Origin of the sequence: Variovorax sp. SPNA7 (assembly GCF_033807855.1) — a bacterium.
GTDB classification, from domain to species: domain Bacteria; phylum Pseudomonadota; class Gammaproteobacteria; order Burkholderiales; family Burkholderiaceae_C; genus Variovorax; species Variovorax beijingensis.
The window spans coordinates 1,410,794-1,428,182 of sequence record NZ_CP138513.1 but is presented as its reverse complement, the minus strand read 5'-3'; the positions used below and the strand labels follow the sequence as shown (position 1 = coordinate 1,428,182).

The following is a 17,389-nucleotide window of genomic DNA, read 5'->3' as shown; positions in this document are numbered from 1 at the left end:
CGCGCGATCGAACAACAGAGACTACCCAGGAGACTCCCCCGTGGCCGACCTTTCCAAGATCACCTGCATCGAAGACCTGAGGGTGATCGCCAAGCGGCGCGTGCCAAAAATGTTCTACGACTACGCCGATTCCGGCGCGTGGACCGAAAGCACCTACCGCGCCAACGAGAGCGACTTCCAGAAGATCAAGCTGCGCCAGCGCGTGGCCGTGAACATGGAAGGCCGCTCCACGCGCTCCACCATGATCGGACAGGACGTTGCGATGCCGGTGGCCATTGCGCCCACCGGCCTCACGGGCATGCAGCATGCCGACGGCGAGATCCTGGGCGCGCGCGCGGCCAAGGCCTTCGGCATTCCGTTCACGCTCTCGACCATGAGCATCTGCTCGCTCGAGGACATTGCCGAGCACACCGGCCGGCACCCGTTCTGGTTCCAGCTCTACGTGATGAAGGACCGCGACTTCATCGAGCGCCTGATCGAGCGCGCCCGCGCCGCGAACGTGTCGGCGCTGCAGCTCACGCTCGACCTGCAGATCCTCGGCCAGCGCCACAAGGACATCAAGAACGGCCTGTCGACGCCGCCCAGGCCGACCATCGCCAACATGATCAACCTGGCGACCAAGCCGCACTGGTGCCTGGGCATGCTCGGCACGAAGCGCCGCACCTTCGGCAACATCGCGGGCCATGCCAAGGGCGTGAAGGACCTGTCGTCGCTGTCGTCATGGACCGCCGAGCAGTTCGACCCGGCGCTCAGCTGGGCCGACGTCGAATGGATCAAGAAGCGCTGGGGCGGCAAGCTGATCCTCAAGGGCATCATGGACGTCGAAGACGCGCGCCTGGCCGCCGCGAGCGGCGCCGACGCGCTCATCGTCTCCAACCACGGCGGGCGCCAGCTCGACGGCGCGCCCTCTTCCATCGCTGCGCTGCCCGCCATCGTCGATGCCGTGGGGCGCGAGATCGAGGTATGGATGGACGGCGGCATCCGCAGCGGCCAGGACGTGCTCAAGGCACGCGCGCTCGGCGCCCGCGGCACGCTGATCGGCCGCAGCTTTCTCTACGGCCTGGGTGCCCACGGCCAGGCCGGCGTGACGCGCGCGCTGCAGATCATCCACAAGGAACTCGACATCACCATGGCCTTTTGCGGGCACACGAATATCGAGAACGTGGATTCGGGGATCCTGCTGCCCGGGACCTTCTAGGGCCCGGACTTGCCTCAGAGACTTTCACGCGAACTCCCCCAAGGTCTGCAGCACGCTCTGGACAGCGTTGTCGCGGTTGTGCGGCTCGAACGGCAGGATGGCCGCTGCGTGGCCTGCGGCGACCAGGCTCTTGATGGCTTCCGGATAGTTGCGATGCATCCGCGCCCGCGGGCTGAGGCCGGCCTGGCCGAACCACGCGGCAATGAGCCTGTACATCTGCGTGGCGGGATCGAAAAAGATCCAGGGCCGCTCGGCACCAGACGGTGCGCCGCCGTGACACGAGTGCGTCGGGTTGATCCGGTCTTCGTCCCACCGTCTCACCGCCAACGCGAAAGGCGTCCCATCCACTGGCCGGTCCATCACTTGTCGTCCTTGGGATCGCCTGTCTGTTGCCAGTTCGTGTCGCCGAAGGAACTGCGCTTGATGATGGGCATGATCTCGCCCTTCTCGAAGTAGCGCCGGCTGTCCAGTTGGGCCGGGGTGAACCACCAGCCGGCCTGCGGGCAGGGCTCGCCGCCGGGGACGAGAGGCTTCCTCTTCGAGGCGGTGGCACGGCCTTCATCGGGCGAGGGCTTGCGACGCTGTTCCGCACTGGGCCAATCGCTGTCATCGTCGAAGCGGCGCATCCAGCGCAATGAGCTCTCGTAGCCGAATCGGGGATTCGGGTCACCGTCCCAGGGATCGAGCGTGTTGAGGTTCAACTCGTCGCAGCGGATCGGACGGATCAGGCTGTTGGCCTTGACCAGCACATCGGGCACGCCGTCCTCCACCGGGTACAGATCAAGGTCGCCCAATTCGATCCAGAGTCCATTGGCCCCGTCAGGATTGAGTTTGTCCCGAGGGTAAGGAATGGCGGTGATCTTGATGCGCGGGTCGGCCAGTTCGACGCGAATCTGGTGCTCGGGCTTGCCGAGCTTGCGCTGCCACACGGGCGAAAGCATGAAGCACCATGTGGGTGGGCGTAGGCCAGCGCCAAGTCGAGCCGGATTGATATACCCATCTTCATCATCATTGGCGTGAAAACCCATGTTCCACGGGTGATCAATGTCCAACCCATGGAAGTAGTCGGCGCAGATGCGTTCCAACACGTCGGATTCGTAGGATCCCATGACCCCGAGACCGCCATTCCCGACCTCGTATCCCATGTATGCCTGCTCGGGTCGAAGCGACTTGATGCAGTCGAGCACAAAATCACGCCACCGCACCTGATTGCCATCCTCGTACCAGTCGTAGCAGAAGATCAGTTTGAGCATGCTGTAGCCCATCTGAGGCACATGATCGACTTTGGCTGCGTAAGACCACAAAGGCGAAGCATCCGGTGACTCCATGTCCGTCGCCATCAGGAAGAAGGTCCGAAACTCATCCTGCAAGAACTCAGCTTCTGCTCGAAGATCCTCGGGGAATCGCTTGTCGCCCGCGTTGAGCCACACCTGGGTGCGCGACTTGAACACCTTCTTGATGGGCTCATCGACGATTCGGCCGAAGCGCTCCCAGATGTCGATGAACTTGCCCGCCACCGACATGTAGTCCTTGGGCTGGTGATAGACGTAGAAAGTCACATATGGGCAGATGCCCAACTCCCGACCGGGGTAGCCATAGAACCACTGCGGAGCGATCTTGCTCTCGCGGATGAACTTCTCGATTTCCTCAGGGCTGAGGAACAGTTCCGCTGTACTCATCAAATGCCTCGTTTTCTGCTGTGCCGCGACCTGCCACTCGACTTTTCCGATTTCTGTTGCTCCGGCTCTTCCTTCTTCTCGTGCTCTGACGGCTTGTCCGGCTCTTTCTTTCCGTGAACCGCGATGTCCTCGGGGTATCGGAACAGCGACAACCGACCGCCCGAACTGACGGGTTTGCCCTGGAATGTGATGGGCGTGCGGCTTGTTTTCACTTTAGCTGCTGCCTCAAGCATTCGCTTGTACGCAAGGAATTGCTCCGCCTCAATCCGATCCCCCTGAAACTTGATCTCCACGATCGCAAAGATGTTGCCCTTGTCCGACCGCTGATGCCGGTATTCCGAGATCATGAGGTCGGCCGAAATGTTCCCTTTTTGGTACTGGAACGGGCTGGGATAGAACGGATTGATTTTCCCCAGCCGCTGGAGCTTGGTAGCCCCCTCCACCGGATGATCATCGAAGGATGGCGGCGGTCCGAAGTTCACCTCGCATTTCAACGGACTGGCCCAGCTCAGGCACTCGTCCACGAACTCGAACAACAGGTTGACCGCGAGCTGCTTCAGCCTGATCACAAAGAACTCCTCGAACTTCACGTCGGCCAATTGCTCGGCCGACTTCGACAGCAGCTCCTCGATGACCTTGCGCTTGGCCTTGGGCAGGTCCTTGATCGACACACCCTTCTTCTTCCGAAGGCTCCACACCGGCACGCGGTCGGCCGCATTGCACACCTGGGTGATGGCATCGCGGAACGGAATCTTCTGCTCGATGGCCGCATTGATGGTGGCATCCGTGGCGCCCCGGCCCGCGGCCTTGCGCGTGTTCTGCCCCTGCGGATCGGCCGCCTCGAGGGCCAGCAGGATCGCGACTTCTTCCTTCTCCTCGATCTTCTGCGCGATCTCGTCCTGGATGCTCTGGATGACCTTGCGCACCTCTTCCTTGGCCTTGCCGATGTCCTTGCCGTATTTTTCGACCCCTTCGTAGAGTTCTTCAGCCAGCTCGCCCAGTTCATGCAGCGTGATGGCGAGGGCGACCAGTTCGAGCACGCCCCAGACGATGGCGGGTACGGGCATTACGCGGCCTCGCTTCCAGGAGCGCTGCCCGGTGCCGGCGCGCTGCGGGCTTCAACTTGTCCGGCCTTGGCCTGCAGCGCGGACGGCCAGTTCTCGGTCACCCGCTCGCTCGTGCGCATGATCGACTTGTAGCCCTTCAGGCCGATGGCCATCTCGCTGTTGACCAGGCGGGTCTGGCCGGCCTTGGACGTATCGCCGCTCTCCAGCAATTTGCGGTGCCGGTCATGGATTTCGTAGGCGTAGCCTTCGAAGGGGCGGTTGTCGGTCTTGAAGAGTTGGTAGTCGGCCTTGTACGGACCCAGGTCGAGATTGGGGAGCTTCAGTTCGATCGACGGCACCGGCACGCTCTTGGGCCCCACCATCGAATGCGAAGCCGCATGCGCGCGCCACTGCCCGTTGGTGCCGCTCTCGATGCTGCCGGCCGTCCAGCGCGTGTAGCTGGAGCCACCGTTGATGAGGACCTCTTCCTTCGCCGTGATGGTGATCCGGTTGGCCTCCATCCTGATGTCCAGCTTGGCCAGCGCGTTGATGCTGTCCTTGAGCGCCGTGAGGTCGATGTCGGCCGCGGCTGCCGCCAGGCGGATGCCGTGATTGAAGGCGACCATGCGCACCGCGTCCTTGGCGCTCACCAGGAAGCTGTTGCCGGTGGCCACGCTGGTGTGGGCGCCGCTGCTGATGGCCGTGTGCTCGACGCTCACGAGGTGAGTGGAGCCCTGCGTCGTTGTCTGGATGCCCGCCGGGCTCGCCAAGGTCAGGTGCGGCTCCTGGAACTCCGGGAACTCGCCCGGGCCCGGGCTGCCGCCGCTGCCTTTGATCGCATCGTTTTGCGTCTTCAGCGCGCGGGCCACCTCGTCCTGGTCGCCCGCCTCGTGCGCCTTGGCCTGCTGCGCCACCTGCGCCAGGCTCTCGTGCAGGTCGCGCCCCTCTGTGAGCCTGGCCATGGTCTCGCGCATGTCCGTGATGTGGCCCTGGGCATTGGGCCGCGCCTCGGTGCTCACCAGCAGGCCCCGGGCGGCGCGGATGGCACCGTGGCCGTCGGTGCGCAGCTCGAAGCCCTGGCCGCGGTCGTCCTTGCGCCCGGCCGTGTCCTCGATGCGCCCGATGTGGCCCAGGCTCAGGCTGGTGCTCTGGTGGTCGCTCTTGAGCTGGGCCTGCACCTTGCCGCTCGAATCGTCGAGCGCGAGGTGGTTGCTGCGCCCGCCGCCGAGCTCGCGGCTGCGGATGCCCGTGAGCTGCTTTTGCTGGGGCAGTTGCCAAGCCGGCATCTCGTCGGCGTTGTGCACCCGGCCGGTAACGATCGGGTGGTCGGGGTCGCCGTTGAGGAAGTCGACGATCACCTCCTGCCCGATGCGCGGCAGCGCGGCCGCGCCGAAGGTGGCGCCGGCCCAGGCCGTGGACACGCGCAGCCTGCAGCTGGAATTCTCGTTGCGCTGGCCGAGGCGATCCCAGTGGAACTGGACCTTGATGCGGCCGTACCTGTCGGTCCAGATCTCCTCGCCGGCGGGGCCGACCACCATGGCGGTCTGCGGGCCGCGGGTGCGCGGCTTGGGCGTGCTGCGGCGCGGGCGCCAGGCGTAGCTGGTGGGCTGGGCCTCGAAGGCGAAGCGTTGAACGGAGCCCTCCGAACCGGCGGCCCCTTCGCTGACCCCGAGGTTCTCCTGCAATTCGTACGCCACGCTGACCAGCAGATGTTCCCGGTTCTGATCTTCACGGGGGTGGTGCGTGAGCGTGAAGATGCAGCCCGGGGCCAGATCGCGCCGGTTGGCACGGCCTGTGACCCGGCTGCGTTCGCTCAGCTGTTCCTCGGTGCGGATGCGCGCATAGCTTTCGCCATCGTCGTGCTGGGTGAAGCCGCCGGGCCATTCGTAGCGCTCGAAGTCGTCGTGGTCGTGCCCGGGCGGCATTTGCCGCAGGTGCAACAGCTCGGCCCTTGGTTTCTCGAAGTCGTAGTCGTCGTTGAAGTGGTGGCTCGGGCGGATCTCCTCGGCCTGCGCCCATTCGTAGATGCGCTCGCTGGCCTCCAGCCCGCCGGTCATGCCGGCCTGCTCGTGCGGGTGGTAGCGCACGGTCTTCCCGCCGGGCAGCGGGGCGTGCGAGCTGGCGATGTCGTCCGCGAAGACGAGCACATGCTGCTCGGCCTCGTGGCGGAAGTAGTAATAGATGCCCTCGTGCTCGCACAGGCGGGACACGAAGGAAAAGTCGTCCTCGCGGTACTGCACGCAGTAGGTCCAGGGGCGGTAGCTGCGGCTGAGCTTCTGCTCGAGGGGGTAACCGTAGCGCCCGAGCACGGCCGCAACGATCTCGGGCACCGTCTGGTCCTGGAAGATGCGGAAGTCGGAGCGGCGCGTGGCGAGCCACAGCCACGGGCGCAGCCGCATCTTGTAGAAGGCCTGGCGGTCGTCTTCGTGCGACAGGCCGAAGCGGGTAACAAGGCCGGCCAGGTAGCGCGGGGCGCCGCTCTCGGTCTCCATCACGACGGTGGCGGGCTTGCCCAGGATGGACTTGGGGTCCAGCGCATTGCTGCTGCCCAGCAATTCCAGGTCGAAGGCGCAGGCCTGGCTGAGCGCCTCGCGCCCCGCCAGCCGATGGAACTGCAGTGCCTCGCCCAGCGGCGAATGCAGGATCACGCGTCTTCTCATGGACGCGGACGAACCACGGGCGCGGGCGAGCGAGCTCGCGCGATCGAACATTGACATGAAAGCTCCCTGGCCGCGCTCAGAGGCTGGGGGGCCGTTTTGTGGGGAGATTATGTAATTTCCACGTCTCCGGTCACAGCAGCCGAAAGTAGCAATCGCATCAGGCGCGCGGGAAATTCGTGAACAAATACACGTGCTCCGCGCATGTGCCCATCCTCCGTCTTGTCGTCCCCGCAGACGCGCCGCTAGAGTTTGTCCAGCGCCCCTCTCCTGCCCCGACTCCAGAGTATGACGAGCACCCCACACAAGCCTGCCTTACAGCGGCCAGCCTCGATGTACGGCATTACGCGTGGCGTGCGCGACTGCTGGAAAGTCGCACTGCGACGCAATGGCGCCGAGTTCTGCAAATCGTTCAGCTTCAGCATCTTCGGCGGTGAGGAGGCCGCGTTGATGCGCGCTCAGGCCTGGCGCGACGAGATGGTCAAGACGCACCCGCCAGCGTCTCGGAGCCAGAGAGCACAAATCCTCAGGCGCAACAGTACATCGGGTCTTACTGGCGTCACATGCACGCTGGGTCCGGACGGCAGACCGAAGGCTTGGTCCGCAAAGACCCATGTCTCACCCGACAAGACACTCAACAAGTATTTCAGCGTCGGGCGCTATGGCTCGGACGCCAAGTTGCTGGCCATCGCCGAACGCGAAAAGCAGTTGCAGCAGATGGTCGGGCTCACGACCCCGCATCCTGCCGAGGCAGTGTTGCGCGAGGCGCCGCTACAACCGCCGCCGCCCGACTGTCCTGGTTCCATCTTGAGGGGAGAACTCGTCAGAAGTACCAACAGAAGCGGAATTTCCGGGGTGCAGTTCCAACGCGCGAAGGGTGGGGCGAATGACCCAGGCCGATGGGTCGCGCAGACCTACATGGGGGACGGCAAGGCTTACTACAAATCCTTTTCCATCAGGAAGTACGGAGAAGAGAAGGCCAAGGCCCTGGCCATTGCCGAGCGTCGGCGTCAGCTCGAACTCAAGAGTGGCTGACGGGAGCTCTGCGTCACCGGTACGACACGTCGCCACGACCACTGAGGCCGCGCTTCGTCAATCCGCGTAGACCCCCGCGGCCTTGATGACCGGGCTCCACTTGGCGATCTCGGCCGCCACGAACCTCTTGTGGCCCTCGGGCTCGATACGGCCATCGGTGGCCACCACGGCACCCAGCGCTTCTTCGCGCTTGATGAAGTCGGGGTCCTTCAACGCCACCTTCAATGCATCGTTGAGCTTCTTCAGCACCGTGGCCGGCGTGCCCTTGGGCGCGTACAGGCCATGCCAGATGGTGACCTGGAAGTTCTTCAGCCCGGCTTCGTCGAGCGTGGGCAGGTCTTTCAGCAGCGGCATCGCGAGGCGCCGGGGCGTGGTGACCGCATAGGCCTTGACCTTCTTCGCCTCGATCTGCGGCGAGGTGTTGGTGGTCTGGTCGCACAGGAGGTCGATCTGCCCGCCGATCAAATCGGTGATGGCCGGTGCCGTGCCCTTGTAAGGCACGGGCGTCATCTCGGTCTTCGTCGCGCTCTGGAAGAGCAGCCCGCACAGGTGCGAGGCCGAGCCGATGCCCGCATTGCCGATGTTGATCCTGCCCTTGTTGGCGGCAATCCAGCCGGAAAGCTCCGCGTAGTTGCCGGCCGGAAGGCTGGGCTTGGCGATCAGCGTCATCGGCACGTCGTTGACGATGCCGAGGTATTCGAAGTCGCTCTCCACCTTGAACGGCAGGTTGCGCACCAGCGTGGGCACGGTGGCCATCGCGATGTGGTTCAGGAGCAGCGTGTAGCCGTCGGGTGCGGCGCGCGCCACCTTGGCCGCGCCGATCGAGCTGCCCGCGCCGGGCACGTTGTCGATGATCACGCTCGCGCCGCCCAGCGGCTTGCGCAATGCCTCGGCCAGGTCGCGCGCCACGCGGTCGGTCGGGCCGCCCGCGGCAAAGGGCACGACGATGGTCACGGGCTTGCCCGCGGGAAAGTCTTGCGCATGCGCGCCGACAGCCAAAGTGGCAAGGGCAAGCGCCGCAAGGGCAAACAGTTTTTTCATGGAGTCTCCGTCAAGGTCAAAAAGAAAAATTCAGGGCGCTCGCGCAGGCACGCGGGTTTCGAGCGCCGGCGCTTGCCATTCGGGCTTGATGTGGCAGCCGTTCTTGCCGTCGGTGTCGTAGCGCGGCATCAGCGCCGCGCAGCGCTGCGCAAGGCCCGCGGGCGTGGGCTTCTCGCCCTTGTCGATCCAGTCCATCAAGGCTTCGAAGAGCGCCGGGTATTCCGAATCGCTCAGGTAGCTGTGCTCGCGCTCGGCGCTGAAGCTCTGCACCAGCGTGCCGCCCGTGCCCGCGGCATCGCGGATGCGCCGGTAGGCGTTTTCTAGTTCCACGAAAGCCGTGGGGTCGTCGATGGCATGCAGGGCCATCGTGGGCAGCGCGGTGCGGCCGGTGGGCTGGCTGTCGGCCGCAAGCGCGCCCTTGGCCTGCGGGTCGGCTGCATAGCGCGCCACGCCGGCATTCAGCGCCGCATCGTCGGCCGAGCCCTGGTAGGCCACGCCGATGTTGCCGAAGGGGTTGCGCCCGCCCAGGCGCTGCTGCACCAGGTCCTGGAACAGCCAGGTGGCCCAGTTCAGGTGCCCCAGCAGCGAGCGCTCCTGGATCTTCACGATCGACAGGATGGTCTTGAGCCGCGCGGCCTGCTCGGGCGTGCGCTGCGCCGCGGGCAGGCCGACGCCGGTGCATTCCTTGACGCGCGCGGCCAGCTCGGCGCGCGTGAGCTTCGACTCCATCGGCAGGCCCTGCCACAGCGGGTATTGCGGCTCGTCGGGCTTGGGATGGTTGCGGCACACGTATTGGTAGACCACGCGCAGGTCGAGCCGGAAGTCGTAGGCGCTGTTGCCGCCGCCGAGCACGCCGCTGGTGAGCAGCAGGCCGTCGTACGCGCCCTTTGCATCGCCGGCCGGTGCATAGAGCTCGGCCGCCTTCGCGGCCACGCCCGCGCCGTAGCTCTGGCCATGCAGCAGCGTGCGCCGCGGCGGGCCGAAGCGCTGCACGAAGATGCGGCGCAGGCGCTCGGTGTCCTCCGCGGCCATGGTCACGCCGTAGCCGCCGCGGCGGTAGGTGGAGCCGGCCCATGCGTAGCCGGCCTTCACGGTGACGGCCCAGCGCTTCAGGTCTGCCTCGCTGCGCTCGAGCCTGGGCGGGCCGGTCTCGGGGCCGCCATGGGCGTGCATCACAAGCACGCGGTTCCACGCCTGCGGTATGGCGATCCAGTAGAGCGCGCCGGCGCCATCGTCGCCGGTGTAGCAGCGCGTTTGTGCAGGCACCGGCGCCGGGCAGGCCGTGGGCTTGGGGCCCCAGGCGGCGGCCTCGGCCGACAGTGCGGCCATGGTGCCGAGCAGCGCGAAAGCGAAGGTGCGAAGAAGCGGTTTTCTATAGGTCATCAATGCCGTGCTCCGAGTTCCAGCGCCGCGGCCGCTCCCGATGTGGAGACGAAGCCGAGAACGCCGTGGGTGAAGATGAAATTGCCGGGCCGGCCCGCATCGGCCTGCACCACGCCGGGCACCGGCGTGTCGTAGCTCAGCGCCGCGGCGGCGCCGCCCAGGTTGAAGGCGCCGCCCGCCACCGTGGCCTCGCGGCTTTCGCCCTGCACGCTGGCCATGGCATAGCTGCCGTCGGCCGCGCCCGCCATCAGGCTCTGCTGCGGTGCCAGCAGCCGAAGGCCGGTGTTGGTGGCCGATTCGCGCACCAGGTGCAGCGGCACCGCGCTGCCGTTGACCAGGCCGATCACCATCGAGCCAGCGAGCGTGCCGCCGGTGGTGGTGGCGCCGCCCGTCGGCGAGGTGGTGCGCAGGTCGAAGGCGTTGCGCGCGGCGTTGTAGCTGATGTAGCCCTTCTCTGTCTGCGTGCAGCTCGGGTCGTAGGCCATGAAGCGGCCGGTGGCCGGATCGCGGCAGTACTGGAAGGTGCCCGCATTGCGCAGCCGCACCGACGAGGCATGCGCCACCGCCGCGCCGCTGCCCTGCTGCACGCCCACCGCATTGAAGATGTTCGCCACCGGGTTGAACACCGTGGGCGTGGCCGCATTCTCGAAGGTGGCCTGGAAGGCCAGCAGCGGCGTGAAGCCGCCGCCGGCCGGCGCGTTCACGCCGCCGAGCAGCACGCCGCCCGGCGCAAAGCTGAAGACCGCGCCGCTCTCGGCGCTCGCGTAGCTGCACTGGCCCTGCGCCACCAGCGTGCCGCTGCGCTGCGTGCCGGCGGCGCGCTGCAGGCTGGCGTCGATGGTCACGGTGTAGGCCATGGTGGCGGGATCGACCTGCACGCTGAGTTCTTCGCCGAAGCCGTTGCCGCCCTTGTAGGCCGTGGCGGCCGCGGGCAGGTTCGGGCAGGCGAGCGGATCGCCCACCTCGGTCACGCAGCTGTAGTTGACCGCCGCATCGAGACTGCCGCTGCCGCGGTACTTGGGCCACGACGGAAAGCGGCACAGCGGGCGCGTGCGGCCGTAGGTGCCGGCCACGGCGTCCACCGCCACGCCGGTGGCGGGCGCAAGGCCGTCCTCGACCCAGCCTTCGAGCGCCGCGAGCGAATCCCAGTTGGGAATGAACACCCCCGTGCCATGGCCCATGCCGGGCACGGTGTAGAAGCGCACGCTCTCGTCCACCGCGGCCTGGCCCAGCGTGGCGACGAGCTGCCGGTAATAGTCGATGGTGGAGTTGGGGCTGATCACTTCGTCGGCCAGGCCATGCAGCATGATGATGCGCCCGCCATGCGCGAAGAACGGTGCGAGGTCCGGGTTGGTCGCATCGATGAGCATCGACACCTCCGCAACGCGCGCCGCGTAGCCGGCCGGGTCGAGCGGATCGAAGCCGAGCGTGTCGAAGCTGTCGATGCGCGTGACGAAGTACTTCACCCACTGGTCGCCCGTGACGTACATGTTGGCATCGGCCGAGGTGGCCGGATTGGCCGGCACCTTGCGCGTGCCGAGGTCGCGCGTGGTGTACGGCCCGGCCACCAATGCGCCCTCGAGCAGGTTGTAGCCGCCCGCGCGGCGCACGCCGTTGGCGAGCGTGTAGCGGGTGAATTCGAGCGGCGACTCGATGGTGCGCACGGTGGCGATCTGCGCGTCCGACAGGCAGGTGTCGCCCGCGTCCAGCCCGCCGCTGCAGCGCAGCGATGCAAGGATGGGCGCATTGAGCTGGCGGCAGCTTTCCACGTTGCTCACGATGTTGTCGGCCGCGCCGTCGAGCTTGTCGCAGGCCTGCATCGCGGCCTTCTGCACCAGCAGCGTCTTGGCCACGTTCATCCAGCCCGCGCCGCCGTTGCTGTAGAGCGCGCGCCCCACTGCCACGTTCGACAGCCGCGTGCCGGTGTAGTTGAGCGCAGGCTCGTTGGCGATGATGCCGTCGTAGTCGAGCGGCCAGCGCTGCACGTAGCCGAGCGCATCGCGCCCGCCGGTGGAGGTGCCGAGGAAGTAGGCCTTCTTCGGCCTGACGCCGTAGCGCGCGAGCACCAGCGCCTGCGCCACGTCGCGGGTTTTCTTGAGCGACAGGCCGCCGTAGTTGGCCAGCTGCTCGTCGTTGGCCGCAAAGCGGCCATCGGTGATGCTGCTCGCCTGGTGGCCCGAATCGTCGCCGTAGGTGGCATAGCCGAGCGCCAGCGGGGCGGGCTTGCCGGCCGGGCCGAAGCGGATGGTCTCGGTGCCGTCGATGAGCACGCCGTCGAAACCGCCGCCGCCGAAGTGGATGGTCTTCCGGTTCCACTTCTCGGGCAGGTTGAGCGCGAAGTTGATCGCCTGCGCAGCGGGGGCTACCGGCTGGATGGTGCCGCGCACGCGGCAGTAGTCGCCCATCGGATTGCCGGCGTCGCCCGCGGCCACGGGCGTGGCGCTGGTGACGGTAGCGCCCTGCGTGGGCAGGCCGATCGCCGAGGCGGGCAGGCTTTTGCCGGCAAGCTCCGCGCACGAGAGCACCGGCACCACGGGGGCAGGTGGCGGGTTGTCCGGCGGGTCGGCGTCGGGCGGGGTGTTGCCTGCGGGCTGCGTCGGGAAGAAGAAGCCGCCGCTGCCGCCGCCTCCTCCACCGCCGCATGCGGCCAGGACCAGGGAAATGCCGATCGCGGTGCCGAGCGGGCGGCAGGCGCGGAAAGCGGCGCGGATCATCGATGAGGGGCGCGGTGTGCGCATGGACTTGTCTCCGGCATGCGGCCTCGAAGGACCGCTTTATTGAACAGGCGGCCGGACGATAGGTGCACGGGTGACTTCGGGTCAAATAAAATAACAAGGCACTTTCAATACAAAAAACATATGGACATCAGAGCGCTGCGCTACTTCACGGCCGTGGCCGGCACCGGCCACATGACGCGCGCCGCCGAGCAGCTGGGCATCCAGCAGCCGCCGTTGAGCCAGCAGATCAAGGCGCTGGAGCGCGAACTCGGCGTGCTGCTGTTCAGGCGCCATCCGCGCGGCGTGGCGCTCACCGACGCGGGCCGGCTGTTCCAGGCCGAGGCGCTGCGCATGCTGCAGGACATGGAAGCCATGAAGCAGCGCATGGCGCGCGTGGCCAAGGGGCAGGCCGGCACGCTGGCGGTGGGCTTCACGAGCTCGGCCGCGGCGCACCGCTTCATGCCCGAGGCCCTGCGCGCCTTTCGCCGCGCGCATCCGGACGTGGAGCTGCAGCTACGCGAGGACAACGCGGCCGAACTCACCGAGGCGCTGGCCGCCGGCCGCCTGCACTGCGGCCTGCTGCGCGTGCCGGTGGCGCGGCCCGAAGGCCTGGTGTTCGAAACGCTGCTGCGCGAGCCGGTGCTGGTGGCCATGCCCATCGACCATCGGCTCGCCCTCGCGCGCAGCAAGGCCTCGCGTGCGCTGCCGCTCGCCAGGCTGTGCGAGGAAGGCATCATCCTGGTGCGGCGCCCCGGCGCGCCCGGCCTCTATGCCGATCTGCTCGCGCTGTGCCACGCCAAGGGCCTGCGCCCGCGCGTGGTGGCCGAAGTCGATCGCATGATGACCAACCTGAACCTCGTGGCCGCGGGGGTCGGTCTCTCGGTGGTGCCGGCCTCGATGAGCGGCGTGCATGCGCATGCCATCGCCTATGCGCGGCTGGCCGACGGCGGCCAGCTCGACGCGCCGCTCACGCTGGTGCTGCGCGCCGAGGAAGACAACCTGCCCGCGCAGCACTTTGCCGCGCTGCTGCGCCGGCTCGCGAGCGAGCACCCGCGCTCATGAGCACGCGCATGCTGCTGCAGCGCCGCCGCTTCGTGCGCCGCATGGGCGCGCTGCTCGCGGCCTCGTGCGCGCTGCCGCGCCTGCTGCACGCCGCCGCGCCGCCCTGGCCGCAGCGGCCGGTGCGGCTGATCGTGGTGTATCCGCCCGGCGGCGTGAGCGACGGCATGGCGCGCGCGCTGGCCGAGCCGCTCGCGCAGGCGCTGGGCGTGCCGGTGCTGGTCGAGAACCGCGCGGGCGCGGGCGGCAGCGTGGGCATGGCCGTGCTCGCGCGCGCCGCGCCCGACGGCTGCACGCTCGCCTTCTCGGCCATCAGCCCGCTCACGCTGCAGCCGCTGCTCGCGCGCGTGGCCTACGACCCGCTGCGCAGCTTCGCGCCCGTGGCCAGCGTCATGCGAACGCCGGTGCTGGTGGTCGGCACGCCGGCCTTCGCGGGCCGCAGCTTCGGCGACCTGGTCGCCATGGCGCGCAGCCGCCCGGGCGCGCTGCGCTGGGCCAGCTCGGGCGTGGCCACCATCGGGCACATGGTGCTGGCGCAGGTGCGCATGCAAAGCCGCACCGACATCACGCACATCCCGTATCAGGGCGGCGGTCCGCAGCTCAACGACGCGCTCAGCGGGCAGTTCGAGGTGCTGTCGACCAACGTCGCGGCGCAGCAGCTGCAGTACATCGAAAGCGGCCGCCTGCGCGCGCTGGCCGTGGGCGCGCCGGCCCGCATCGAAGTGCTGCCTTCGGTGCCCACGCTCGCGGAGCTGGGCTTCGAGAAGGCCAACCGCGATTCGCTGTTCGGCATCTTCGCGCCGGCGCGTACGCCAACGGCCGTGGTTCAGCGCCTCAATGCGGAGATCAACCGCCTGCTGCGGAGCGAACCGCTGCACACCCGCCTGCGCGACGCGCACAACATTCCGGCCGGCGGCCCGAGCGAAGACTTCGCGCGCGAGATTGCGATCGACCGGCGGCGCAACCGCGAACTGGTGGCGGGCGACCGCTCGCAGTTCGACTAGGCTTCGGCGCTCCAGAGGCCGGGATAGTCGCGCACGAAGCCATCCGGCGTGATGCGCAAGGTGGCCGCATAGTCGAAGCGCTTGGCCTCGTAGGCATAGGCGTCGGCGGCGGTTCGCTCGTAGCGCTGCCTCAGCTCACTGAGCACGCCACCGCCGTCCAGGTCGACCCAGGCGGCCGGCGCGTCGGCGCCCTCGCCCTTTGCCAGGTTGAGCCGGCGCAGCTGCAGCAGGTTGGTGGCGGGCGTGAAGCCCAGGTCGAGGTCGGTGCAGTGCGACAGATCGGGCACCGCCTCGTCGTTGAGTTTCCAGTGGCCGCGCGCATCGCGGGCAATGGCCAGGTCGATGGCGCTGCCGCCGAGCCAGCCGCGCACCGTGCCCCACTGCGTGTGCCAGTGCAGGTCGCAGCGCACGCGGTAGTGCAGCTGGCCGATGCGGCCGTCCTCGAAGCGGAACACGGCGGCACCGTCGAGCTGCCACGCGCTTGCGTTGCGCTCGAGCCGGCAGGCGTCATGGCCCGGTGCATCGAGCCTGCGCCACAGGATGGAAGCGACGGTTTGCATGGCGCGGATGATGGCCCCAGCGGGCGCAACAGGCAAGCCTTGTCACAATGCCCCGCATCGTGAAGAAGATTCGCCTCCGCCGCGGGGCACCATTCGGAGGAGCACGCAAGTGGAATCCTGGTTCGCCGATGCCCGGCCGATCGACTCGCTCGAACCCGAGATCGCATTTCATCTGCGGGACGAATTTGATGCGGCACCGGACCGTCCGCCCGAGCCGCTGGCTCTGCCGGAATTCCCTCGCGCCTCGCGCTTGCTGGCGCGCAGCTCGGAGGCCGTCGGGCACGAGGCAGAGCTTGCCGCGTACTACGCCCGGGTGGCCGCACTGGCCCGGCAGCACGCGCTGAAACCGCACCAGGTGCGCCAGTACTTCTGGATGGCGCTGCGGCTCGACAACGAGGAGGCAGGCATTCACCTGTCCTTCCCCTGGTACGACACTTTCTCTGCCATGGACCCCTTCCTTGCCGCCGTGGCAGGGTACGGCGAGGGCCTGGTCTACGACGACCAGGACCAGGGCTGGGCGGTGGAGGCCTGGGCCCACAACGGTACGCTCTACATCCGCGAAAGCAACCCCGATGCCGGCGATGAGCCCGGCCAGGCCGTTGCGCTGCCCAGGGCGGCCCTCCAGGCCCGCATTGCCCCGCTGCGCGAGCGCACCGCCAGGCTCATGGCCTATCTTGCGAAAGAGCTTGGACCGGATGCGTGGCTGGGCGGCCAGGCGCAAGCGGCCGGGGCACTCGATCTGCGCTGAAAATTGCCAGCGCCGCGCACCGAGGTAACCGGATGGGCGCCCGCCGCTATTTCAGCGCGGCGAGCACGCTCTCCAGGAATTCGCGGATGGTGGATCCGAAGTCTTCCGGCTGGGCGGGGCGCTCGAACCGGCGCGGAAAGTCGGTTTCCAGATCCGGGTGCGAGCGCATGAAATCGACGATCTCGGCGCGCAACGCCTCGAGTTCGGCGGGCGTACACGCCTTCCGGTATTCCGCCATGATTTCGGCGCCGGTCTCGCCGAAATAATCGTAATCCTGGCCGAAGTAAACCTCGGTGAGGTTCTCGATGAGTTCGTAGCGCTTCATGGTGATTCGGCTGCTGGTTTCAGAAGGGGTGCGCCGTCAGTATGTAGTACGGCATGCCGTTGTAGCTCTTCATGTTCAGGATCACGCGCACGTTGCTCAGCTGGCTGACGGCGGTGCTGCCCCGCTGGACGCCGATGCCCACCACGCTGCCGAAGTTGTGCTCGAACACCATGGGCCTGGAGCCCACGGCGGCCGAGCGCGACCACGCCTTGATGGCTCTGGCGTTGGCACGAACAGTGGCGCTGATGGCGCGCTCCGCGATGTCGAGGTTGTGGAACGACGACGCCTTGGGCAGCGACGGCTTGTTCACCAACCGCTCGAAAAGCTCCACCTCGGTCTTGCCGACATGCTCGCGGATCGTGTGGCCGCCGATCTTCGTGCCCACCGGTCCTTCATGCAGCCGCAGGTTGACCGGCTCCAGGCGAAACCTGCTGGCGCGCACCGCGATCACTCGCGCGGCAACCAGCCCGGAAGCCACGGCCAACGGGACCGCCACATCCACCGCAAGGCCGATGCCGTCGGCCGTTTCGCGCGAGGCGCCCAGCGCCTCGGCCGCCGAGCTGGCGGTGACGGCGGTGGCCGTGCGCTGCGGGGTGCCGGTCCAGACCTGGCGGCTCGAGGTTGCCAGCGTATCGTAGCCGTGCACGCCCAGCACCACGCAGCCGGCCTTGGTCACCATCGTGGGCTCGGGCGCGACGCAGAGTATGCCGGCGCCCACCAGTTCAACCACGCCGCTCACCAGCCCCACGGTGCCCCAGAGCCGGTTGCTCAGGCTCGCGGATTCGGGCACCTCCTGCCCGCCCAGCACCGCCGCCATCTGAACCGGCGTCAGCGCGACGCTCAAGCCTTCGACTTCGTCATCCATGCCATTTCCCTTTCCATGCCATCGGAGGGCCAGCCTGCAAACCGGCCGCATTCTTGCATGGCGCCGCCCGGC

At 67.5% G+C, this 17,389-nt stretch carries 15 protein-coding genes; 5 read left to right on the top strand and 10 right to left on the bottom strand.

Annotation, left to right across the window (positions count from 1 at the left end):
* Positions 1 to 40 precede the first annotated feature (40 nt).
* The gene (locus RZE77_RS06505; protein ID WP_319441169.1) at positions 41 to 1,198 is read left to right on the top strand and encodes an alpha-hydroxy acid oxidase; all 1,158 of its coding nucleotides are present in this window, start codon (positions 41 to 43) and stop codon (positions 1,196 to 1,198) included.
* 24 nt (positions 1,199 to 1,222) lie between these two features.
* On the opposite strand, the gene RZE77_RS06500 is transcribed toward RZE77_RS06505, so the two are convergent.
* The 4 genes from RZE77_RS06500 to RZE77_RS06485 are packed head-to-tail and all read right to left on the bottom strand — an operon-like array spanning position 1,223 to position 6,583.
* Positions 1,223 to 1,558 (bottom strand): LysR family transcriptional regulator substrate-binding protein, encoded by a 336-nt coding sequence (locus RZE77_RS06500; protein ID WP_319441168.1) that lies wholly within the window; start codon positions 1,556 to 1,558, stop codon positions 1,223 to 1,225.
* Positions 1,558 to 2,877, bottom strand: a complete 1,320-nt coding sequence (locus RZE77_RS06495) for a type VI immunity family protein (protein ID WP_319441167.1) — start codon at positions 2,875 to 2,877, stop codon at positions 1,558 to 1,560. The genes RZE77_RS06500 and RZE77_RS06495 overlap by 1 nt, the downstream gene beginning before the upstream one ends.
* Positions 2,877 to 3,944, bottom strand: a complete 1,068-nt coding sequence (locus RZE77_RS06490; RefSeq protein WP_319441166.1) for a hypothetical protein — start codon at positions 3,942 to 3,944, stop codon at positions 2,877 to 2,879. Before RZE77_RS06490 ends, RZE77_RS06495 begins: the two co-directional genes overlap by 1 nt.
* Positions 3,944 to 6,583 carry a type VI secretion system Vgr family protein gene (locus tag RZE77_RS06485; protein WP_319442313.1) on the bottom strand — a complete coding sequence of 880 codons (2,640 nt, stop codon included), beginning with the start codon at positions 6,581 to 6,583 and terminating at the stop codon, positions 3,944 to 3,946. Before RZE77_RS06485 ends, RZE77_RS06490 begins: the two co-directional genes overlap by 1 nt.
* A 330-nt stretch (positions 6,584 to 6,913) precedes the next feature.
* Here RZE77_RS06485 and RZE77_RS06480 point away from each other — a divergent pair, with 330 nt between their 5' ends.
* A complete protein-coding gene (locus tag RZE77_RS06480; protein WP_319441165.1) occupies positions 6,914 to 7,615 on the top strand; it encodes an AP2/ERF family transcription factor in 702 nt (233 codons plus the stop codon).
* A 57-nt stretch (positions 7,616 to 7,672) separates the two neighbouring features.
* Here RZE77_RS06480 and RZE77_RS06475 read toward each other — a convergent pair whose 3' ends face one another.
* Genes RZE77_RS06475 through RZE77_RS06465 form a run of 3 tightly spaced genes read right to left on the bottom strand, consistent with a single transcriptional unit; the run spans position 7,673 to position 12,777 of the window.
* Positions 7,673 to 8,656, bottom strand: coding sequence for a tripartite tricarboxylate transporter substrate-binding protein (locus RZE77_RS06475; protein ID WP_319441164.1), 984 nt, complete (start codon positions 8,654 to 8,656; stop codon positions 7,673 to 7,675).
* A gap of 30 nt (positions 8,657 to 8,686) precedes the next feature.
* Positions 8,687 to 10,039 (bottom strand): alpha/beta hydrolase, encoded by a 1,353-nt coding sequence (locus RZE77_RS06470; RefSeq protein ID WP_319441163.1) that lies wholly within the window; start codon positions 10,037 to 10,039, stop codon positions 8,687 to 8,689.
* Complete coding sequence (locus RZE77_RS06465) at positions 10,039 to 12,777, bottom strand: tannase/feruloyl esterase family alpha/beta hydrolase (RefSeq protein ID WP_319441162.1); 2,739 nt, start codon at positions 12,775 to 12,777, stop codon at positions 10,039 to 10,041. The genes RZE77_RS06470 and RZE77_RS06465 overlap by 1 nt, the downstream gene beginning before the upstream one ends.
* A 120-nt stretch (positions 12,778 to 12,897) precedes the next feature.
* Between RZE77_RS06465 and RZE77_RS06460 the strand changes: the two genes are divergently transcribed.
* Positions 12,898 to 13,818 carry a LysR substrate-binding domain-containing protein gene (locus RZE77_RS06460; RefSeq protein WP_319430482.1) on the top strand — a complete coding sequence of 307 codons (921 nt, stop codon included), beginning with the start codon at positions 12,898 to 12,900 and terminating at the stop codon, positions 13,816 to 13,818.
* Positions 13,815 to 14,819 (top strand): Bug family tripartite tricarboxylate transporter substrate binding protein, encoded by a 1,005-nt coding sequence (locus tag RZE77_RS06455; RefSeq protein ID WP_319441161.1) that lies wholly within the window; start codon positions 13,815 to 13,817, stop codon positions 14,817 to 14,819. The genes RZE77_RS06460 and RZE77_RS06455 overlap by 4 nt, the downstream gene beginning before the upstream one ends.
* On the opposite strand, the gene RZE77_RS06450 is transcribed toward RZE77_RS06455, so the two are convergent.
* On the bottom strand, positions 14,816 to 15,379 hold the full coding sequence (locus RZE77_RS06450) for a putative glycolipid-binding domain-containing protein (protein ID WP_319441160.1): 564 nt from the start codon (positions 15,377 to 15,379) through the stop codon (positions 14,816 to 14,818). The genes RZE77_RS06455 and RZE77_RS06450 overlap by 4 nt on opposite strands.
* Positions 15,380 to 15,488: 109 nt before the next feature.
* On the opposite strand from RZE77_RS06450, the gene RZE77_RS06445 reads away from it, so the two are divergent.
* Positions 15,489 to 16,127, top strand: a complete 639-nt coding sequence (locus RZE77_RS06445; protein ID WP_319441159.1) for a hypothetical protein — start codon at positions 15,489 to 15,491, stop codon at positions 16,125 to 16,127.
* A 46-nt stretch (positions 16,128 to 16,173) separates the two neighbouring features.
* On the opposite strand, the gene RZE77_RS06440 is transcribed toward RZE77_RS06445, so the two are convergent.
* Both RZE77_RS06440 and RZE77_RS06435 read right to left on the bottom strand, forming a co-directional pair.
* The gene (locus RZE77_RS06440) at positions 16,174 to 16,452 is read right to left on the bottom strand and encodes a contact-dependent growth inhibition system immunity protein (protein ID WP_319430475.1); all 279 of its coding nucleotides are present in this window, start codon (positions 16,450 to 16,452) and stop codon (positions 16,174 to 16,176) included.
* Between the two features lie 19 nt (positions 16,453 to 16,471).
* Positions 16,472 to 17,317, bottom strand: coding sequence for an RNase A-like domain-containing protein (locus RZE77_RS06435; protein WP_319441158.1), 846 nt, complete (start codon positions 17,315 to 17,317; stop codon positions 16,472 to 16,474).
* Positions 17,318 to 17,389: the final 72 nt, after the last annotated feature.